Below are 18458 nucleotides of genomic sequence, written 5' to 3'. Positions count from 1 at the left end.
AACATTTGACGCCTGAGCATCATGAAAGGTGCGAGGCCTTCGACGAGCCCCTTGCCGCCGTACTGGGTGGCCCTGCGTCACATAGGGGGCGAGAACAGCCGTACTGGCCCTGAGGGCCGGCGGGCACCGTCGCGCAGCGGCGTCACCATGGTCCGCAGCGGCATGGTCACCAGGCGGTCTTCGGGTTGTTCGACAAGTACGTCCGTGTCGAGCGAGTGCCATCCGAGGCGACGGTAGAGCGGCACGAGGGGAGGCCGGCAGAACAGGAGTGCATGCTGAGGACCCATCGTGCGGGCGTGCTCCAGCGCAGCTGTGACGACGAGCCGAGCCAGACCCTGACCTCGCATGCCGGGTGCGACGGCCACCCCGCCGACTCCCACCACATCTGTTTCGGCGTCGCCGATCGCGACAGGCAGTCGCAGCAGGCCGGCGTGTGCCACGAGCCGGTCTTCGTGTCGGACTCCGAAGTGTTCTTTTTTCGGCAGCCAGGTCAGGCCGGCGGAGGCGACACCGAAGGGATCATCGCCGTTGCCCAGGATCTCCTCCTGGTCCGCCTTCGTGTACTGGGGGAGCCGCACCACATGCGGTGCCACAGTCGGTCGGTTGTCAGGCATTCCCACATCATGATCTCTCCGCCGAGCGCCGGCCAAGTCGATTCATCCGGCGACACCTACGTCAATCGCCGGCCGTGACGCAGCTCATGGGGTTCCTCGAGTGGACTGACTCACCCCGGAGCGGAACTGCCGCACGAGGGTTCTCGGGTCCCGTACGGCCTGCCACAGGCCGATCGACAGCAGCGCCAGGCTGATGGCGAAGCAGACCCAGAACACGAACTGGGTGCCGGTCGCGAGGTCGTGGGTGCTGCCGTCCTGGTAGCGGCAGTACGCCTGTGGGGGAAACGCCTTGGAGACGCCGATGCCTCCGTAGTACATGGAGCACGGGTCCTCGCCGGGGTCCTTGAGCGTGTCGTCCGCCGTGACCACCAGCAGCCAGGCCAGCGCCGCCACCGGAACCGTGCCGAACACGATCATTTTCGTCCAGGTCGGCAGGCGGGGGTGGCCGAGGAGCCCGAGCAGCGCGATCACTACGACCACGAACACCGCGGCGACGGCCACGGCGGTGAGCGGCCTCTTGAACACTTCCTCCAGAAGCCAGACGACTCCGGCCACCGGGGGCGCGGTGAGGAGGACGACCTTGATCCCGGATGCCGTACGCGGGTGCACGAGCAGGTGCACGGTGAGCGCGCACGCGAGCAGGGCGAGGAGCGCGGTCACGGACGCGCGGCGGTGGTGGCAGGGGCGGGCTCCCGGTGCGTCTCGTCCTTGCGCCACGGACCGACGCCGAGCTTTCCGGTCGTGCCGAGGTCGAGTTCCGGCACCACCGTCACGGGATCGGCTGCGGGCGTCGCCCATACTCGGACGTAGGGTGCGTTCACCGGTTCGCCGGCCTGGGTGGTGTTCCGCCAGGCCAGCCCGGCCACGGCGGCCTCACCGGGGTGCAGGACGACCGGTCGCGGTCTGCTGTCCCCACCGAGGCCGGTACTGATCTGATCGGTCCCCTGGAGGATTTGTACGCCGTCCACGGTTTGGTGATCGTCGTCCTGGATCGTGAGCTTCGGGTAGCCGTTGAGCTGAGTGGGCTCGGTACCGCAGTTGACCAGGTGCAGGCCTACGACACGCAGCCCCATGGCCGCGTCCCCCTGGTCGGCGTAGAGGTGCATGCCCGACTTCGGGCACGTTCCCGAGGCGGACGACGCCTCGGCTTCTGGGACGCTACGTATCTTGATCACCTGTATGCCCGTCACCTCGGGTGCGTGCCCGACCGGTTCCCCGATGACGACGGTGCCCTCGACGGTCCGTCCGGGTTCGACCGCTTCGACGGTCTGTTCCGCGTTGTCGACCGCGCCTCCGGAGGCCGAGAGGAACCCGAAGGTCAGCGTGTACGTCGCGGTTTCCGTCTGCTGGTTGGTCAGTTCGAAGTCCGCGCTGTAGGCGACTCCCGCGCAGCCGCTCTCCGGGCCCCAGGCCGACAGTGCGGTGATCTTGACGCCGTCCTCGGCCGTACCTCCGACGGAGGGCAGGGGGAGCGCGGACGGTGTGCCGGAGGGACGAACCGGCGGTTCTGAGGACGGCGAACTGCCGTACCGGGAGAAGTCCGAGGGGCACAGTGCCTCGGGCCGGACCCGGCCGCCGTCGGCACCTCCGCCCGGCGAGACGCTCTCGGAACCGCAGGCGGCGAGCAGCAGGGCAGCGGCGAGGACGGCGGGAGCGGTGCGGGAGGTGGTGGACATCCGCCCACCACACCAGGGGACACCGTCGCGGGCTGTGGCGGAGGCCACACCTCCGGTCACAGCGGTGTCACAGATCACGCTGGAACAGCGCCTGCGCGCGGGCTTCGCCGTCAGGACAGTGGCGGATCGGCCAGGGCGGTTGCGGTGACGGCGCGGGTCGAGGCCTCGTAGAGCGGTGCCCGGCCTTGCCGAAGGCCGTCGCCGGTGCGTACGTAGCCGCCCACGCCGCGCGCGAGTCGCGACCGGGTCGTGCTGGGCCAGGCGAACTCCGCCTGGCCCAGCAGCACATGAGCGTGCACGGCCGCACGGATGCCAGGGAGGGATCCACACCCACCGGTTCCTGCGGGACGTGGTGGCTCCCGGCTTGGCTCAGATACGGCGCACGGTGTGCAGTGTCTTGGCGTACGTCCCTGAGCCGTCGAGCAGGGACGCACCGCCCAGGTCGGACATGGTGGGCCCGTCGGCCGTCTTGCGGCTGGAGAGGAAGCGGCGTCTGCCGGCGTCGTCGAGACCCAGGTAGATGCCCACGTGGTCGAGGGTCGGGCTGACCCCGTCGTCACCGGAGTCGGCGTTGAACAGCACCAGGTCGCCGGGCTGGAGCAGGGCCGCGGTCGGCGGGGTGGTCCCGGTGGCACGGTCGACGACCACGCCCGGCGCGTAGTCGGCGATGTGCCGGGACTTGCGCGGGATCCGCGTGCCCGAGGTGTCCTCCTCGGCGGCCAGGGGCACGCCCAGGTGGTAGCCGTAGACCATGCGTGTGTAGCCCGAGCAGTCGAGGTTGCCGACCTGCTTGCTGGACGGTCCCCTGTACGTGCCGTCCGGGAAGGTCCAGCCGACCTTCATGTACTCGTGGAAGTCGGCGCCCTCGAGCCGGTAGCCGTGCGGGTCGAGATAGCCGTACCCGGCCTCGCCCAGCACTTGCTTGCCCTGGGCCGGTCCGGCGCCGGCCGTGACCGCCGCAGCGCCGCCGAGGAACATCGCGGCGTACGCGAGGACGTCGGGGACGGTGGATCCGGCCCAGCCGCGGATCGTCTGCTCCAGCTCGGCTGTCCAGGTCCCGTCGAAGGGCTCCGGCAGCAGACGTACCCAGTCACCGTGGGCGACGGTCGGCAGGATCGCCCAGTTCGCGGCGTCCACTTCGAGGCGGCTCACGGACAGGCGGACCGGCAGGTTGGTGCAGCCGTCGTTGGCCAAGGCGCGCAGACCCACCCGGCCCTTGGTCAAGGTGGGCGTGGAGTCGGTGAGGTCGAAGGCCCACGAAGACGGTTCAGGCGACGTGGACGGCCAGGCCTTCGCCTGGATCCGGGCACTCTCCCGCCGCACCCGGATCGTCCAGTCGGCGCCCGCCCGCACACCCGTGGCCAGTGTGACCGCCGCTCCCAGCGCGGTCACGTCGTTGTCGACCTCCTTCTCCAACCGCATCTCGACCGCCCCGGAGGTGAGGAAGGACAGCCTCGCCCGGTAGTGGTTCTGGGTGCTGACGTAGCCGAAGCTCAACGCGAACGAACAGGCCTGCCCTGTCGGGACCTTGTCGAACCTGGCCGTACAGCGCACGTCGACGTCGGTGATCTGGTCGTCGAGCAGGCTGGCGTGCCGGCTGTACCCGGCGGTCGTGAGGTCGATGATCCCGCTGCCCGGTACAACCGAGAAGTCGGTCTTGAAGGTGTCGGACGTGATCCACCTGCCGCCGCCGGGCGAGGTGCCCCAGTACACCCGGTCCTCCTCGTCCAGCGCGAGGTCCGGCAGTGTCCGCTGGAACTCGTCCGCGAAGGGCCGCTTGTTCTCCGCGAACGTCCGTTGAGGGCCGGGCAGTACGACGGTTCGCGCGCCGTGCGTCAGCAGCGCGACGCGCTTGCCGCCGGAGGTGACCTCGGTGCGGGTGGCGGTGCCGGTAAGCAGGGTGGTGGTGAGCGGGTTGGTGAGGGCCACCGGGGTGAAGTGCGTGGCGTCCAGGGGCGCCATGCTCACCCACGAACGGGCCGAGGACAGGCCATCCGGCCCCGGGAAGGCCGGTACGTCCGCGGCCGCGGCGGCACGCGCCGGGGCAGCGGCCAGACCGGTGAGTGGGGCGGCGGCAGAGGCCGCGAAGGCGGCGAGGAGCCTTCGTCGAGATGTGTCAGACATGTGTTTCATGATCTGTCGCCACCCGACGAGTCGTCACGGCAGCCCCGACTTCGGCCGGTACCGAGCGAGTTCCAGCCGACCGATCCGCCCGGACCGCCTTCGCCGATGGCTCCGTTGTCGGAGACCACCGCGAGGACGGTGTTGTCCAGCTGCTCGGTCTGTTCGAGGTGGTCGAGCAGACGGCCGATCAGGTCGTCGCAGTGGGAGAGGAACCCGGCGTACACCTCTGCCATCCGGGAGAAGAGCCGCTTCTCGTCGTCGGAGAGAGCGTCCCAGGGCCGGGTGTAGTCGAGTGGCGGGAATGCCTCTCCCTCCGGGCCAGTGCGACTCTACGGGGTTCCGATCGGGTTCAGTGGCGGCAGCTCGGTGTTCTGCGGGAGCAGTCCCGTCTCCTTCCGCCGGGCCATGGTCTGCTCACGCAGCGCTTCGTCGCCCGCGTCGAACCGGCCCCGGTAGCGCTCGATCCATTCGCGCGGCACCTGACGCGGCGCGTGTGCGCGGCCGGGGGCGTAGTACAGGAAGACCGGTCGGTCCGGAGCGATCGCCTTCACATCACCGATGAATTCCAGCGCCTTGTCGGTGATGTCGGTACTGAAGTGGTAGCCGTCCTCGGGCATGGTCGGCTGCTCGACGGGGTGGTTGTCGTGCACCAGATCCGGGTACCACTGGCTGGTCTCCGCCCCGAGGAAGCCGTGGAAGCGCTCGAAGCCGCGGGCGACCGGCGACCAGGATCTCACCGAGTGTGGCGCATTCCGGAAGCCGACGGCGCACCCGCTGATGCCATGCCGTTGGTGGTGATTGCGGCCGGTGAGCAGGCAGGAGCGGGTCGGCGAGCACAGCGCGGTCGTGTGCCACGGGCCGCAGCGCAGCTCGTTCGCGGCGATCCTGTCGATGTTCGGCGTGTCGATCGGGCCGCCGTAGCAGCTCATGGCTCCCAAGCCCACGTCGTCGAGCACGATGTACAGCACGTTCGGTGAGCCGGGTGGGGCCTTTGGCTGTTCGTACGGGCCACAGTCCGGGACCGAGTCGCGTATCTCGAGGTTGACGACGCCTCGGAAGGGCTTGGCCATGGCAGTCTCCTCACGTCTGCCTCCCGTCTCGGGACCTGCCGGGGCCGGACACATCACCGGTACCAGGTGACACGATGGTGAGCACTTCCCATGGTGGTGGGGTGGACGGTGTCGCTGGTGATGACGTGTCCAGCGTCTGTGCCGATCACGCGGGGGCCTGACCGATGCCGACGGCGCTGTGACTTTTGTCGATCAGGCGACCGATCCGCCTGCCGGCGTGGGCACCGAACACCCCAGTGCGTACACCGAGGACTGATCGAACGCCGCGCCACACGCAACAGACGCCGGTGCTCGTCCAGATCGAGATTCTGTCCGATTTGACACTTCGGGCGTTTCTGGCAGCGTAGTGAAAGCTATGCCCCATGCACCCGGCGGGTTTTCCCGCGAAGGCGCCGCCGGGGCTCTGACGCCGAACGGCGCCCCTGTTCTCGCCGCGCGGTTCACCGTCCCCGCCGTGCCCAAGACCTTCGTCCGCAGGCCGCGTGTGACCGAGTGCCTCACCAGGGCCCTGGAGGGCCCGTTGGCACTGGTCAACGGCCCCGCGGGAGCGGGCAAGACACTGCTCGTCGCCGACTGGGTCGTCGCCACGCTGACGAAGCCGGTGGCGTGGCTGACGGTCGAGTCCGGTGACAACGCCCCCGGGGTCTTCTGGGCGTATGTGCTCGCGGCCTTGCGACACCATGGGATCACGCTGCCCGACGACATCGGTACTCCGGCTCGCCCCGGCGAGGTGGACGACTCGCTCCTGTCCCGCCTCGCCGCGCACCTGAACGAACGGACCGAGCCGGCGATCCTCATTCTCGACGAGTTCGAGCGGGTATCCGCTCCGGAGGTCGCCGAGGGGCTGGAGTTCGTGCTCCGCCATGCCGGCGCAGGGTTGCGCCTGGTGCTCATCAGCCGTACCGAGCCGCTGCTCCCCCTGCACCGGTACCGCGCTGCCGGGGAGATGACCGACATCCGGGACGCCGACCTGGCGTTTCTGCCCGACGAGACCGCCGAAGTGGCGAGCAGGCACGGCCTGCCCCTGTCGGACGAGGGCGCCCGCACACTGACCGAACGGACCGGAGGGTGGGCCGCGGGTCTGCGCCTGTGCATCCTCGCCGCACAGCGAGCGGAGGACCCGGACAGATTCCTGAAGGAGTTCGAGACGGGACAGGGCACGGTCGCGGACTTCCTGCTGGCCGAGGTGCTGGACGCACAGCCCGCCGCAAGCCAGGACCTGTTGCTGAGGGCCAGCGTCTGTGAACGGACCCAGCCCGGCCTGGCGAACGCCCTCACCGGTCGGGACGATGCCGCAGCGATCCTTGCGGAGCTGCAACGCGCCAACGCGTTCGTCGAGCCCCTCGGCCACTCCTGGTACCGGCTGCATCCCCTGTTCGCCGAAATCCTGCGGGCCCACCTGAACACCAGGCACCCCGGACTGGAACGGGAGCTGCACGGCAGGGCCGCCAGGTGGCTGAGCGATGCCGGACTGCTCGCAGAGGCCCTGCCGCACGCGGCCGACGCGGGGGACTGGGAGTTCGCCGCGGATCGGTTCGTCGACGATCTGGCGATCGGACAGCTGTTCACCGGACTCGACGCGGACCGCCTCGGCGCGCTGTTCTCCCGGATGCCACCGGATACGTCGGGTCCTGCCGCGGACCTGGTCCGTGCGGCCTGCGCGCTGGCTCGACACGACATCGACCGGGGTCTCCAGGATCTGAACCGGGCCGAGGCGCACCTTCCCGCGGCCGAGGCGCGGGGCACCTCGGCCGCCCGGCTGACCTGCGCGTTCCTGCGTGTCCTGGTCGGCGGGATGCTCGGCTCGGCGGAGATGGCCGAGACCGCTGCCCGGCGGGCCGAGGAACTCGTCGAAGGTGACATCCTCACGGAGCGTCTCGAGGCGCATCCGGAGGTGTCGGCTCTGATGCTTGCCGGTCTCGGATCGGCTCGCTTGTGGTCGGGCCGTTTCGACGCGGCCGGATCGGCCCTGTCCGCCGCGGCGGAGGTGTCCGACGGCCCCTCGACGGCTGTTCCCCGGCAGGAATCACTCGGTCGGCTGGCCCTGATCGACTTTCTGCGGGGATGGCCGGGTCGGGCCGAGGCGCATGCGGGGGAGGCGATGGCCGAGGCGGAGCGCTCCGGCCTGCCGCCCTCCGTCCGTACCTCCGTGGGGCAACTGGTGCTGGCCGCCGTGGGAATCGACCACGACGATCTGACCGCCGCGCGCTCACATCTTCACCGTGCTGCCTTGTCCGCTGCAGACTCCCGCGACCCGATCGTCACGTCGTGGCTGACCATCGTGCACGCGCGGCTGCTGCTGGCCGGAGGCGAACCCGAGCGGGCCCTTCGCGTCCTCGTCGACATGAGGCAACTGCCGTCCGCAGTAACGTCCTCACCGTGGGTGAACAGCCAGGTGGTACTGGCCAGGGCCGCCGCGTACTTGGCCCAGGGGCGCCCGCAGGCAGCCGTGGACGTACTGGCTCGGACGGCCGACGTACCCGAGTGCGCGATCGCCTCGGTCCGTGCGCGACTGGCGGGCGGCGAGGGCGAAGCGGCACGCTCCCTTCCCGACGCAGTCCCCGGCGCCAATGGCTGCGGACCCGCCATCACAGTCCCGGCCCTGCTCGTGCGCGCCCAGGCCGCCGACGCGCTGGACGACGACTCCTCGGCCCAGTACCTCGTCGCCCGCGCCCTGGCCGCCGCCGGGCCCGAACACCTGCGGCGTCCGTTCCTGGAGGCCGGGCCCTGGCTGCGGGCTCTGCTCGACCGTCGGCCTGCTCTGTGGCAGGCACACGGCTGGCTTCCGGCCCGGCCGGCCACAAGGGCGAGTGCAGTGGCTCCCGGCGATATGGCCTCCGCGCCCGTGATCGAACCGCTCAGCGAGCGCGAATGCGAAGTGCTGGGGCGACTGGCGCAGACGATGTCGACGGAGGAGATCGCCGCCGATCTCTTCCTGTCCGTCAACACGGTCAAGACCCACCTGAAGAACATCTATCGCAAACTCGCGGTGACCCGGCGTGGCGAGGCGGTGCGCCGGGGCCGGGAACTGCGGTTGCTGTGAAGCTGTTCCGAGGGCCGGGCGGGGTCACCCGGTCGGGGTGATGCCATGCGCCGGGTGACGACAGAGCATGAAGGTGAGGGGACAGCCGGGAGCGGCCGCACCGCTGCAAGGGATGCGTGCTCATGCGCTATGAGATCCGCGTCGAAGGAGAGATGTCGAGGACGATGACCGATTCGTTCCCGGAGCTGGAGAGCTGCGTCATATCCGGACAGACGCTGCTGTTCGGCCAGGTCACCGACGAGGCGCATCTGTACGGGCTGCTGGCGCGGTTCCAGTCGCTGGGCCTGCACGTGGTGGAGATGCGCAGGCTCGCAATGTGACAGCGGCATCCGTCACGCGCACGCGTGGACCTGCCGAGCTGTGCCGACCTGATTTCCCCGGCAACGGCCTGAGCGGGCCCGCGCACAGCTGGTGAGGCCCGGCTCGCCGTCCGGAGTCGTGCCGAACCGATCCTTGGGGCAGCCGCCGCGTCAGGCGAAGCGGACGTCGGCCGGCTCCAGCCTGTGGCGGTCGCCGGGGTTGCCTCCGTGATGCCGGCCGCGGCGAGAGCGTCGATGATGCCGTGCTCGCGGGCTGCAGTAGAACCGTGTGCCCCGCGAGCCGCCGACCTCACCTGCCTGGTCATCCACTCGTAGACCATCCACCCCGACCTGCGAGCCGCCAGGTCAGTCACCGGCCTTTTTGCCGAACCATCCGAGCGACTGGGCGACGGACGCGCCGATAAAGAGGATGCCGAGAGGAATGATCGTGAACCAGACAGCATCGGCTTTCATGGCAGCGAGCAGGGCGATGGCGCCGATGGCCAGCGCCAGGAGCACGAGCATGCCCAGAAGGACGCGAATCTTGGAAACCAACGGAGGACTCTCCAATGTTCAGCTGGGCTCTACTGACTGGACAGCGTTCGCTCCCCGTTGGACCGTCGGCGACGGTTGCCCAGTAGGGAGGCAGCGAGCTGCCCGGCGTGACACCACGATTCCGTCGGGAAGCTCATGGGACGAGTCTCCCGACGCTGCCGTCCGGAGGCACCAGTAGAACTACGCAATCGAATACGTAGGTCCCGGCCCAGGCGGGGCAAAGCAGCGGTCAGCCGTACAGTGAGCCGTTTCCAACTTCACCTGAAGGGTGGTCAGTTGGCCTGACGGACGGATGAAGCCGCTGGTGGATGGGTTTTCGACCAAGAGAACCGTCTCCACGAGAGGCTTCGTATGTTTGTCTACCCGTCCGGCGTCGACGTGTCCAGTTCTGCCCTGCTTCCTCACTGCCCCCCTGAGGGAACACCGTCGTGTTGTCGGCACCCGATGGCGGCGCCTGAGCGAGGGCCGGCAGGCCCTGCCCACCCTCGTCCACCTCCGCAACGGCCAGCCGTATGCTCAGCTCACGGCTGGTTTCGGGGATCGGCACCACCACCGTCCACCGCTACGTCACCGAGGCCGTCGGGCTCCTGGCCGCCCTCACCCCCAGGCTCGCCGAAGCCATGCGGGCCGCATCGATGAAGGCGTGTCTGATCCTGGACGGGACGCTCCTGCCGATCGACCGGAGCGCCGCAGACCGTCCCTTCTCCTCAGGCACACACAAGAGGCACGGCATGCACGTGCGGGTCGTAGCCGACCCGAAGGGGCGTCTGCTGTGGGCTTCACCGGCCCTGGCCGGCGCCGTCCATGACGTCCGGGCGGCCCGCGAGCACGGCATCATCGACGCTCTCGCCGAGGCCGGCATCACCTGCTGGACGGACAAGGGCTACCAGGGCGCAAGCGGGACGGTCCGCCTCCCGTACCGCGGTCGGTGGGACCATTCTCCGTCGGTCAGCAGGCCGCCAACCGATCCACGCAAAGGTCCGGGCCCTGGTCGAACAGGCCATCGCCACTCTCAAGTCCTGGCGGATCCTCCGCAGGCTCCGCTGCTCGACGACCCGAATCACCAGCCTCGTCCAAGCCGTCCTCATCCTCCGTCTGTCCAGCTCGACCCGAGGATGGAAAAGGGTCAGTCCGAGTGGGGAGACGTGGTACGGGGCGCGGCTCCCGTGCCTGGACGTTCAGTCCTTCGGCGGGGTTGCCGCGGCCGGGACCCTTCGCGGGGCGAGTGGCGCTCCTCGGGCCAGGGCTGTCTCAGGGGCGTGCTGCTGTACTCGGGGACAGCGGCCCGTAGTGGGAATTGCCGGGCCTGAACAGCCCTTTGGGCCCCGGCTCCGTTGCTCATCTCCCGTGTCCGAGCACGTCGCGTCGCGACCGATCGTGCCGGATCCTGCGCTGCGCGCCCTGGTCGGGGCCCTCATGGCAACGGGTCGCCTTGTGTGACGGTCGCGCTGTGATGGGCGCGGATGATCGCGATCACCGTGTCGGCGGTGTGGTCGAGGTGGCTGCGGCCATCTGGCAGCTTAGCCGTTGGGCTGATGTAGCTCTGCGGACCAAAGTGAGTGGCCGGGTCGAGCCGATGCACGGTGATCTTCCCGGCACGAACGGCCCGGTTCCATCCGCTACGCCGGAAGAGTCGCCGGCGCTGGGGGAAGATCCAGGTGGCAATCTGCTCAATCCGGTCGTTCGCGCTGGTGAGCTGATGCAGGTGCTCGGCATGGGTGAGGTCGTTGGCCCCGTTGTGGAATCCGCCGAGCGTGATCAGCAGGAGCGGGCAGCGCAGCAGTGTGTACAGCTCGTCAACCGCACCGGTGGCGACCTGGGCGCCGCCGCTGTAGCTGAGCAGCACCACGGGCATACCGCTGTCGGGATGGTAGCCGGCGAGCCGGAGCTGAGTGGCGATCTGGGAGCCGACGGCCCGGTTGTACAGGGGCCGGTAGCGGTGGTCGGCGGCGACGAAGGTCTGCATGACGTTGTGGAGGAACAGCAGCAGCCCGATGCGGCGGCGCAGCCACGCCCACACCGGCCGGTCGGCAAGTGGGTCGGCCAGCGGCGAATAGGGTTGTATCTGTCCCAGCACTCGCAGCTCCGGCGCTCCGGCGATCAGGGCCTCGACCAGCTGGCCGCCGTCCCGGCTGTCACGGACGCGGCGTTTGCCGATGCCGTCGAGGTAGACCAGGTAGGCACCTGGTGGACTGTCAGGGGCCGCCCCCCGGGCGTAGGGGACGCCTTCCGGGAGCTCGGTGGCGGGGGCCCGCCAGCCGGCACCATAGGCCAGAACCTCGTAGCGGGCCAGCAGGGCTTCGGCCAGCAGAGCAGGCCCGACCACGCAGGCCCAGAGCAAGAAATCGTTCATGCGATCGCCTCCTGTGCTCCGGTCGCGCTGATCTTCACGACGAGGTGCCGGACGGTCTCCACTGCGAGAGCGAGCCCGGCCCCGGCGACGGCGACGCAACCGGCGGCGCTCCACCAGTGCAGCCCGCTTGCCGCGGCGAGCGGGCCGACCAGACCGGTCCCGACGCCCACGAAGAGCAACAGGTGGAGCAGAGGCCCGAGCAACGGGAAGGCGAGGACGGCGGCGAGCACCAGTGGGGCGACCACACTTGGTGTCCATACCAGGCCGGTTCCTGGCGATGGAGAGGACAGCACCAACTCGGCCAAGGCCCACGCGGTCAGCGGCCACAGGGCGAACACCACACCCTCGACGAGGCCGGCGGGCAGCAGCAACGCGGCCACGAGAGTCCGCGGCATACCAGGCCGGCGCGCTACGAGAGGCAGGATGCGCCCAGCGGCCTCCGACAGCCCGGAGAGCACCAGCAGGACAACGACAGCGGGGGACATCACTCGGCCTCGCTGTGCCGGACCGGCGGAGACGACTGACCGGCCGGGCCGGCCGCGTACAGATACCGCTCGAGTTCGTCGGCGGCGCGCCGATATCCCCCCGCCTCGCGCTGGGCGACCTGCAGGGTGCGCGCGGCTGCTCGGAACCGGGGGTCGTGGAGCAGTTGCCGGGCGAGGACGCCCACCGACCCGCTTGCGACGTCCTGGGTACGGATCGACAGGCCGGCGCCGAGCTCGACGACGCGCCGGGCCACCATCGGCTGATCGGCACCCTGGGGGATCACCAGCAGGGGAACCCCGGCGTACATGGCCTCGTTGACGCTGTTCATCCCGCCGTGGGTGACGAACAGCGCCGCGCGGGCCAGCACCTCCGGTTGCGGCACGAAGCGGCGGGCGAGCACGTTGGCCGGCAACGGACCCAGTGCCTCGGGATCGGTCTGCCCGGTGGAGACGATCACGGTGCCGCCCAGCGGGGCGAGCGCGGTGGCCAGGCTGCGCAGCAACTGGGGGGCGGCGTTGAACACCGTGCCCAGCGAGGCGAACAGCACCGGGTCCCGCAGCCAGTCGGTCGGGAACGACGGGTCGGCCCGTCGGGCGCCGATGCTTGGGCCCACGAATCGGTAGGACTGGTCGAAGTCCTCGATGGCAGGTTGGAAGGCCCGTGAGGTGTAGACCAGGTTGAGCGGCTGGCGGATGTTCGCCAGGTCGAGCAGGGGCAGCCCACGTGCGTCGAAGCGGCGGTGCAGTGCCCAGCGGGATCGCAGGTAGCCCTGGACACTGCGGGGTTGAGCCGTCGCCGCGGTCAGCAGGTCCAAGGAGCCATGGGTGGGGCTGGGGACATGCCGGTTGAGGGCGAAGGTGGTGAACGAGGAGGCTGCCGGTACCCCGAGTTCGCGGGCGGCCACCGCGCCCCACAGACAGGCGCTGTCGTGGACGATCAGGTCGGGTCGGTCGCGGCGCAGGTCGGTGAGCACGGCGGGCAGCAGGTGGACGGCGGTGGTTGCCAGTGACTCCATCCAGGTGAGCGGTGTCGGCGGATCGGGGAAGGGCTGATCGCCCCCGGGGTACAGGTACACGCTCGCGCCGGTCGCCTCGATCTCCTCACGGAACGCGGGCGAGGTGTGGTAGACGACGGTGTGGCCGCGCCGAACAAGTTCGGCCACGATCGGCAGCGTCGGGTTGACGTGGCCGTGCATGCCGATGCTGAGAAACGCGATGTTGCTCACGGGCCGACCTCCGCCATGGAAGAAATTGATGTCTCGCCCGGGCCTCCCGATGCCGCCGAGAAGTCGTCGGCCCGATACAGCCCCGTCCCGCTGATGCGCAGCCCGTCCAGAAAGCGCTCGGCTGTGAGGCACGCCGTGCTGATCAGCCGCTGGGACTGGCCGAAGTCCCACGGTGCGGGCCAGGCTTCGATGCCGGTCGGCAGCACGACGGTCGGGATGTGCTGGGACACCTCGCGCAGGTCACGCTCGATCTGGTGGTGCAACAGCAGCAGCCCGGCCCTGGCGGCGATCGCACTGGCACGTCGGCGCGGAATGGTGGGGCGCAACGGCGAGCTCTCCGGCCCGGTTGCCACCACCACCACGCTGGCCGCCCCGGCCTGCAGGGCCGCCAGTACCGGGACATAGGCGATCAGCCCGCCGTCGACGAGGGTCCGGCCCGCACGATCCACCGGGGGGAGCATCCCGGGAATGGCTGCGCTGGCCAGCAGCGCGGACTCGAGGTCCCCCCGGTCGAGCAGCACCGGAGCACCGGTGACCAGGTCCGTGGCCACCGCGGTGAACGGGACCGCCAGTTCCTCGATCCGCGAGGGCAGCCCGGCCCGGGCGATCAGCCGACGCAGGCCGCGATCGGTGAAGACGCTGCTCCGTGAGGACAGGTAGCCGAGCGGATACACGTCACGGCGACGCAATTGGGTCCACACGTCGTCCAGCCATGGCATGGCCCTGTGGGGGTGGGCGGCCGCGATGGCCCCGTTGAGGGCACCCACCGAGGTTCCGATGATCATGTCTGGGGCGAATCCGTGGCGCTCCAGCGCGTACCCGACACCGATGTGCGCCGCTCCGAGCACGCCACCGGCGCCCACCACCGCGGCCACGGGACGTGGAAGGGCGCGCAGACCTGCCGTGGTGGGGTGTGGGGGCGGGTGGACCGAGCCGCCGACGCCGAAACCGAAATGTGCTGATGCGCGTGAAATCCGGCGACGAGCTACCCTCATGATCCACCTTTCGCGCCATGGACACCGAATCGGACTGGTTCACCCCTCTGGACCGGGCTGACACAAGATGTGTGACACCGTCGGCCACAACATTGAGCACGGTCCGCCCGGTGTCAGTGGTGCATGAGGAGCATGATGGCCGTGCCCAGAGCCGTCGATCCTTGCCGGAAGCGGTCGCAGGGCCCACCGAGGTCGGTGGACATGCCCACGACGCCCGGAGCCCCGAGCAGCGTGGGCATGTCCCGGGTCAGCGACCGGAGAGCGTAGGCCAGCAGACAGATCGTCAGTACGCCGGTGATCATGTCGCCGGTGCGCGCGTGCGTGACGCTGCCGTGCCGCGCCGGCATCCATGCCATGGCGACCATGCCGACCGCGTGGGGCGACCTGTGTACGAGGCCGGTCAATCTGGGGCCCCGGAGACTGAGGACCGCGGTCAAAGAGCCCGCGCGCGTCACAAGAGCCGGTACTCGTCGGTCTTCCAGTCATTGGTCGTCCGGTATCCAGGACGCCACGACGCAAAGGTGCGCTCACGATGACTTGCAGCCCAGTTGGTCCGGCACGTCGCAGCACCACGGGTGTGAGGCGGTGACCGAGCCGATCCAGCCGCACGACCTGTCCACCGAGAAGGACCTCGACGGGAACTCCTTCGCTCCCCTCTACACCACGGCGGTGACCGTGACCGGCGGGACGACGGCCCATGGGAGAGCCTCGGGGAGGGCACGCTCGGACGACGGAATTCTCGACCTCGACCTGCGCCTGCCCGCCGAACTGGGCGGAGACGGCCGGGGAACCAATCCCGAGCAGTTGTTCGCCGCCGGGTTCGCGGCCTGCTTCCACGGCGCGCTGAGCGTCGTCGCACGACAGGCCGCGCTCGACCCCGCCGCGATCTCCGTCGAGGCGACCGTGGCGTTCGGCCACAGTCCGCAGGACGGCGGATACGTCCTGCACATCGACCTGGTCGTCAGCTGGCCGGGCGTCACCCCCGAGGTCGCCACCCCGCTCCTGCAGAGAGCCGACGCACTGTGCCCCTACGCGAGGATGGCCTGGCACGGCACGCCGACCACCATCACGCTGGCCTCCTGAAGCCACGGCCGTGGTGTCAAAGATCGCGGGACTGCCCGGTCGTACTGGATGAAGGCCCCAGCGGACGGAGCGGACCATGGCTGTCAGCGAACAACGTCTTGCGCTACGACCCCGACCGCATGGAGCTGTCCACCCGCGACCGGGTGGCCCTGGCCGCGTACACGGAGATCAAGGAAGGACGCGGCACCCCCAACGGCGGCGTGTGGCTCGACGTCTCGCACCTGCCCCGGCAGACGATCATGACGCGTCTGCCGCGTGTCTACCAGACCCTGCTGGATCTGCAGACGCTCGACATCACCGCGAGCCGATCGAGATCGCGCCCACGGCGCACTACTCGATGGGCGGGGTGTGGGTACGCCCGGAGGACCACAGCACGGACGTCCGCGGCCTGTACGCCATCGGCGAGGCGTCGAGCGGCCTGCACGGCGCCAACCGTCTCGGTGGCAACAGCCTCATCGAGCTTCTCGTCTACGGCCGCATTACCGGCCAGGCCGCTGCCGCCTGTTCAGAGTCCCTGACCGCGCAGCCGCGGTCGGCGTCGGCCATCGCGGAGGCCCGCGCGGAGATCGACGACCTCCTCGCCGCCGACGGGCCGGAGAACGTCCGTGCCCTGCAACGCGCGATCCGCAACACCATGACCGAGCACGCGGGCGTCGTACGCGATGAAGACGGCCTGCGCGCGGGACTGGCGGAACTCGCGGCGATCGAGAAGAGGATGCAGGATGTCGGCATCCACCCGGACATCGCCGGCTATCAGGACCTCGGGCACGCTTTCGACCTCAAGTCCGCCGCGCTCGCGGCCCGGGCCACCCTCGAAGCGGCACTGGAGCGCCGGGAGACGCGTGGCTGTCACAACCGCAGCGACTATCCCGACATGGATCCCGCCCTGCAGGTCAACCTCGTGTGGTCCCCGACGACGGGCGTCACCCGCGAGAGCCTTCCGGCCGTCCCCGAAGAGATTTCCTCCCTGATGGAGGAAGTCTCGGCCACGGGCAGACTCGTCGAATAGGAGGTGTCACAAACAGATCGGGTGGTCGGTCTCTACTGATAGAGGCATCAGGGAAACTCGAAAGGAATTCCGTCATGAAGGTCGTAGTGATCGGTGGAACCGGGCTCATCGGCTCGAAGGTGGTCGCCCGGCTCGGCGAGCACGGGCATGAGGCGGTCGCCGCGTCCCCCAACACCGGCGTCAACACCCTGACGGGTGAGGGCCTTGCCGAGGTCCTGGAGCGTGCGTCGGTGGTGGTCGACGTGTCGAACTCGCCCTCGTTCGAGGACGAGGCCGTCATGGAGTTCTTCCGGACCTCGACGACCAATCTGCTCAAGGCGGAGACCCAGGCCGGCGTGGCGCATCACGTGGCGCTGTCCGTGGTCGGCACCGACCGTCTCCAGGGGAGCGGGTACTTCCGGGCCAAGCAGGTCCAGGAAGACCTGATCAAGGCGTCCGGCAACCCCTACTCCATCGTCCACGCCACCCAGTTCTTCGAGTTCGCGAAGGGACTCGCCGACGGGGTCACCGAGGGGGACACCGTGCACCTCCCCGACGCCAAGATCCAGCCCATCGTCTCCGACGACGTGGCCGTGGCGGTCGCCCGCACCGCGGTCGGCGCACCGGTGGGCGGCGTGGTGGAGGTCGCCGGCCCCGAGGCGTTCCAGCTGGAGGAGTTCATCCGCATGGGACTGACCGCCCAGAACGACCCCCGCAAGATCGTCACGGATCCGCAGGCGACGTACTGGGGCGCCCCGCTGCAGGAGAACACGCTCCTGCCCGGCCCGGACGCGCACGTCGCGGAGACCCGGTTCGCCGACTGGCTCGCACGGCAGAAGTAGGTTCTCGAGGTGGCCCTCACCGAAAGGAGAGGGCCACCCACGTCCCACGTTCGAATCGCTGACCGCCGAAGCCGCCGAGCTTCGTAACCGGGTCACGGAACTGCGCCGGAAACTCGCGGTCCTCGCCGAGCGCATGAACGTCATTTCAACCGCACTGAACCGGCATGCGCCCTGCCCCTGATCTCCTCGGCCGGGCCACGGCCGCCGCCCTGTCGAAGGCGGACGCCCGGGTCGCTCCGGCGAGATGCCCGTCCTGAAACTGGGCGTGGCCGACTGGCGGCCGGTGCAGGAGGCCGCGAAGGCGACCGTCGGGCGTTTCGACGCGCTGGACATCCTGGTGACGACGCGCGTCATGCTGAGCGGACCGTTCCCGGTGCCGACGCGGGGGAGCGGACGCGTATGCCCGCCACCGAACGGCATCTATGTGCGCCGACCTGCTCACCTGCCGCGGAGCAAGGGTGCCGCGGTGCAGATCTCCTCGACCTCGGGGCGTAGGTCCATGACCGCCGGCGTCGTGCAGCGGCCACCAGGTTCCAGGTTCGGGATCACTGCCTTCTCAGCGGCGTTGCGGCAGGAGGCGACGGCGCGGGGCACGCGTCGTCCCCGTCGAGCCTGGACTCGTCGCGACGGGCAGAGCCCGAAAGGAAAATCGCCGACGACGTCCGGTACGCCGTCACCCGGCCCGGGCACGTCTGCGTCGACGAGATTCCGCCCGCCCGGCCAGGCCCGTTGACACCTGCCGCAGCGGTCACCGCCGACAGCCCGCATCAGTCTTTCCAGGTGTCCGCGGTCTCCGGTCCGGGCCGCCGAGACGAACGCCTGAACAAGACGCCGGTGCGCGACGGAGTCGGCCTGCTGCCTGCGGTGGTTCCCGTTGAGACGCCGCTGGGCGCGTGCAAGCTGCTGCCTCCTGTTGACGACGCTGAGGTGCAGGATCTCGGCGATCCGGTCGTACGGGCAGCCGAAGCCCTCTCGCAGGACGTACGCGGCGCGTTGCCTCGGAGACAGGGTTTCCATCAGCAGGAGAACCGCTCGCTCGACGGCGTCCTGTCGCTCGGCCACCTCTTCAGGGCCCGCGTGGTGGTCCATCCGCTCCGGGATCGAG

Annotated in this window: 17 protein-coding genes and 3 pseudogenes; 6 read left to right on the top strand and 14 right to left on the bottom strand. The window is 69.6% G+C overall.

What is annotated here, in order from left to right; translation table 11 throughout:
- Positions 1–77 precede the first annotated feature (77 nt).
- The 7 genes and pseudogenes from QF027_RS02105 to QF027_RS02075 form a co-directional block, all read right to left on the bottom strand.
- Positions 78–614: a GNAT family N-acetyltransferase gene (locus QF027_RS02105; protein ID WP_307072243.1), complete on the bottom strand. Its 537-nt coding sequence runs from the start codon at positions 612–614 to the stop codon at positions 78–80.
- A gap of 84 nt (positions 615–698) precedes the next feature.
- On the bottom strand, positions 699–1274 hold the full coding sequence (locus tag QF027_RS02100) for a hypothetical protein (protein WP_307072242.1): 576 nt from the start codon (positions 1272–1274) through the stop codon (positions 699–701).
- Entirely contained in the window at positions 1271–2290 is a 1020-nt protein-coding gene (locus QF027_RS02095; protein ID WP_307072241.1) for a DUF4232 domain-containing protein, read from the bottom strand. Before QF027_RS02095 ends, QF027_RS02100 begins: the two co-directional genes overlap by 4 nt.
- Before the next feature lie 110 nt (positions 2291–2400).
- The gene (locus QF027_RS02090; protein ID WP_306987109.1) at positions 2401–2589 is read right to left on the bottom strand and encodes a hypothetical protein; all 189 of its coding nucleotides are present in this window, start codon (positions 2587–2589) and stop codon (positions 2401–2403) included.
- Positions 2590–2659: 70 nt separating this feature from the next.
- Positions 2660–4414, bottom strand: a complete 1755-nt coding sequence (locus tag QF027_RS02085) for an NlpC/P60 family protein (protein ID WP_307072240.1) — start codon at positions 4412–4414, stop codon at positions 2660–2662.
- Between the two features lie 5 nt (positions 4415–4419).
- A pseudogene (locus QF027_RS02080) lies at positions 4420–4653 on the bottom strand (sulfatase-like hydrolase/transferase); the annotation flags it as partial.
- A gap of 90 nt (positions 4654–4743) precedes the next feature.
- Positions 4744–5484, bottom strand: coding sequence for a sulfatase-like hydrolase/transferase (locus tag QF027_RS02075; protein WP_307072239.1), 741 nt, complete (start codon positions 5482–5484; stop codon positions 4744–4746).
- A 454-nt stretch (positions 5485–5938) separates the two neighbouring features.
- Here QF027_RS02075 and QF027_RS02070 point away from each other — a divergent pair, with 454 nt between their 5' ends.
- A complete protein-coding gene (locus tag QF027_RS02070; RefSeq protein WP_307072238.1) occupies positions 5939–8527 on the top strand; it encodes a LuxR C-terminal-related transcriptional regulator in 2589 nt (862 codons plus the stop codon).
- A gap of 122 nt (positions 8528–8649) precedes the next feature.
- Positions 8650–8847, top strand: a complete 198-nt coding sequence (locus QF027_RS02065) for a hypothetical protein (RefSeq protein WP_306987104.1) — start codon at positions 8650–8652, stop codon at positions 8845–8847.
- Between the two features lie 345 nt (positions 8848–9192).
- Here QF027_RS02065 and QF027_RS02060 read toward each other — a convergent pair whose 3' ends face one another.
- Entirely contained in the window at positions 9193–9381 is a 189-nt protein-coding gene (locus QF027_RS02060) for a hypothetical protein (RefSeq protein WP_307072237.1), read from the bottom strand.
- A 351-nt stretch (positions 9382–9732) separates the two neighbouring features.
- On the opposite strand from QF027_RS02060, the pseudogene QF027_RS02055 reads away from it, so the two are divergent.
- Positions 9733–10488 (top strand): annotated as a pseudogene (locus QF027_RS02055) (transposase family protein); the annotation flags it as partial.
- Positions 10489–10795: 307 nt separating this feature from the next.
- Here the strand turns inward: QF027_RS02055 and QF027_RS02050 are convergent.
- From QF027_RS02050 to QF027_RS02030, 5 genes are all read right to left on the bottom strand, one after another.
- Positions 10796–11734, bottom strand: a complete 939-nt coding sequence (locus QF027_RS02050; protein WP_307072236.1) for a hypothetical protein — start codon at positions 11732–11734, stop codon at positions 10796–10798.
- Complete coding sequence (locus QF027_RS02045; RefSeq protein ID WP_307072235.1) at positions 11731–12219, bottom strand: hypothetical protein; 489 nt, start codon at positions 12217–12219, stop codon at positions 11731–11733. Before QF027_RS02045 ends, QF027_RS02050 begins: the two co-directional genes overlap by 4 nt.
- Positions 12219–13445, bottom strand: coding sequence for a macrolide family glycosyltransferase (locus tag QF027_RS02040; RefSeq protein ID WP_306987100.1), 1227 nt, complete (start codon positions 13443–13445; stop codon positions 12219–12221). The genes QF027_RS02045 and QF027_RS02040 overlap by 1 nt, the downstream gene beginning before the upstream one ends.
- Entirely contained in the window at positions 13442–14320 is an 879-nt protein-coding gene (locus tag QF027_RS02035; RefSeq protein WP_306987099.1) for a patatin-like phospholipase family protein, read from the bottom strand. Before QF027_RS02035 ends, QF027_RS02040 begins: the two co-directional genes overlap by 4 nt.
- A 233-nt stretch (positions 14321–14553) precedes the next feature.
- Entirely contained in the window at positions 14554–14895 is a 342-nt protein-coding gene (locus QF027_RS02030; protein ID WP_307072234.1) for a DUF5134 domain-containing protein, read from the bottom strand.
- Between the two features lie 130 nt (positions 14896–15025).
- On the opposite strand from QF027_RS02030, the gene QF027_RS02025 reads away from it, so the two are divergent.
- The 3 genes and pseudogenes from QF027_RS02025 (at position 15026) to QF027_RS02015 (ending at position 17353) form a co-directional block, all read left to right on the top strand.
- On the top strand, positions 15026–15523 hold the full coding sequence (locus QF027_RS02025; protein WP_307072233.1) for an Ohr family peroxiredoxin: 498 nt from the start codon (positions 15026–15028) through the stop codon (positions 15521–15523).
- A gap of 98 nt (positions 15524–15621) precedes the next feature.
- Positions 15622–16532: pseudogene (locus tag QF027_RS02020) on the top strand (FAD-binding protein); the annotation flags it as partial.
- A 74-nt stretch (positions 16533–16606) separates the two neighbouring features.
- A complete protein-coding gene (locus QF027_RS02015) occupies positions 16607–17353 on the top strand; it encodes an SDR family oxidoreductase (RefSeq protein WP_307072232.1) in 747 nt (248 codons plus the stop codon).
- Positions 17354–17791: 438 nt separating this feature from the next.
- Here the strand turns inward: QF027_RS02015 and QF027_RS02010 are convergent, their stop codons facing one another.
- Entirely contained in the window at positions 17792–18442 is a 651-nt protein-coding gene (locus QF027_RS02010; protein ID WP_307072231.1) for a sigma factor-like helix-turn-helix DNA-binding protein, read from the bottom strand.
- Positions 18443–18458 lie beyond the last annotated feature (16 nt).

The sequence above is a fragment of the Streptomyces canus genome, from assembly GCF_030816965.1.
Lineage (GTDB): Bacteria > Actinomycetota > Actinomycetes > Streptomycetales > Streptomycetaceae > Streptomyces > Streptomyces canus_E.
Note: the sequence above shows the minus strand (reverse complement) of the source record. Positions and strands in the feature narration are given on the sequence as shown.

Bases quoted from the DNA above. Each gene is read 5' to 3' on its own strand.
- QF027_RS02095 (WP_307072241.1), bottom strand. From the start codon at position 2,290: ATGTCCACCACCTCCCGCACCGCTCCCGCCGTCCTCGCCGCTGCCCTG.
- QF027_RS02045 (WP_307072235.1), bottom strand. From the start codon at position 12,219: ATGTCCCCCGCTGTCGTTGTCCTGCTGGTGCTCTCCGGGCTGTCGGAG.
- QF027_RS02105 (WP_307072243.1), bottom strand. From the start codon at position 614: ATGCCTGACAACCGACCGACTGTGGCACCGCATGTGGTGCGGCTCCCC.
- QF027_RS02015 (WP_307072232.1), top strand. From the start codon at position 16,607: ATGAAGGTCGTAGTGATCGGTGGAACCGGGCTCATCGGCTCGAAGGTG.
- QF027_RS02010 (WP_307072231.1), bottom strand. From the start codon at position 18,442: ATGGACCACCACGCGGGCCCTGAAGAGGTGGCCGAGCGACAGGACGCC.
- QF027_RS02050 (WP_307072236.1), bottom strand. From the start codon at position 11,734: ATGAACGATTTCTTGCTCTGGGCCTGCGTGGTCGGGCCTGCTCTGCTG.
- QF027_RS02085 (WP_307072240.1), bottom strand. From the start codon at position 4,414: ATGTCTGACACATCTCGACGAAGGCTCCTCGCCGCCTTCGCGGCCTCT.
- QF027_RS02065 (WP_306987104.1), top strand. From the start codon at position 8,650: ATGCGCTATGAGATCCGCGTCGAAGGAGAGATGTCGAGGACGATGACC.
- QF027_RS02075 (WP_307072239.1), bottom strand. From the start codon at position 5,484: ATGGCCAAGCCCTTCCGAGGCGTCGTCAACCTCGAGATACGCGACTCG.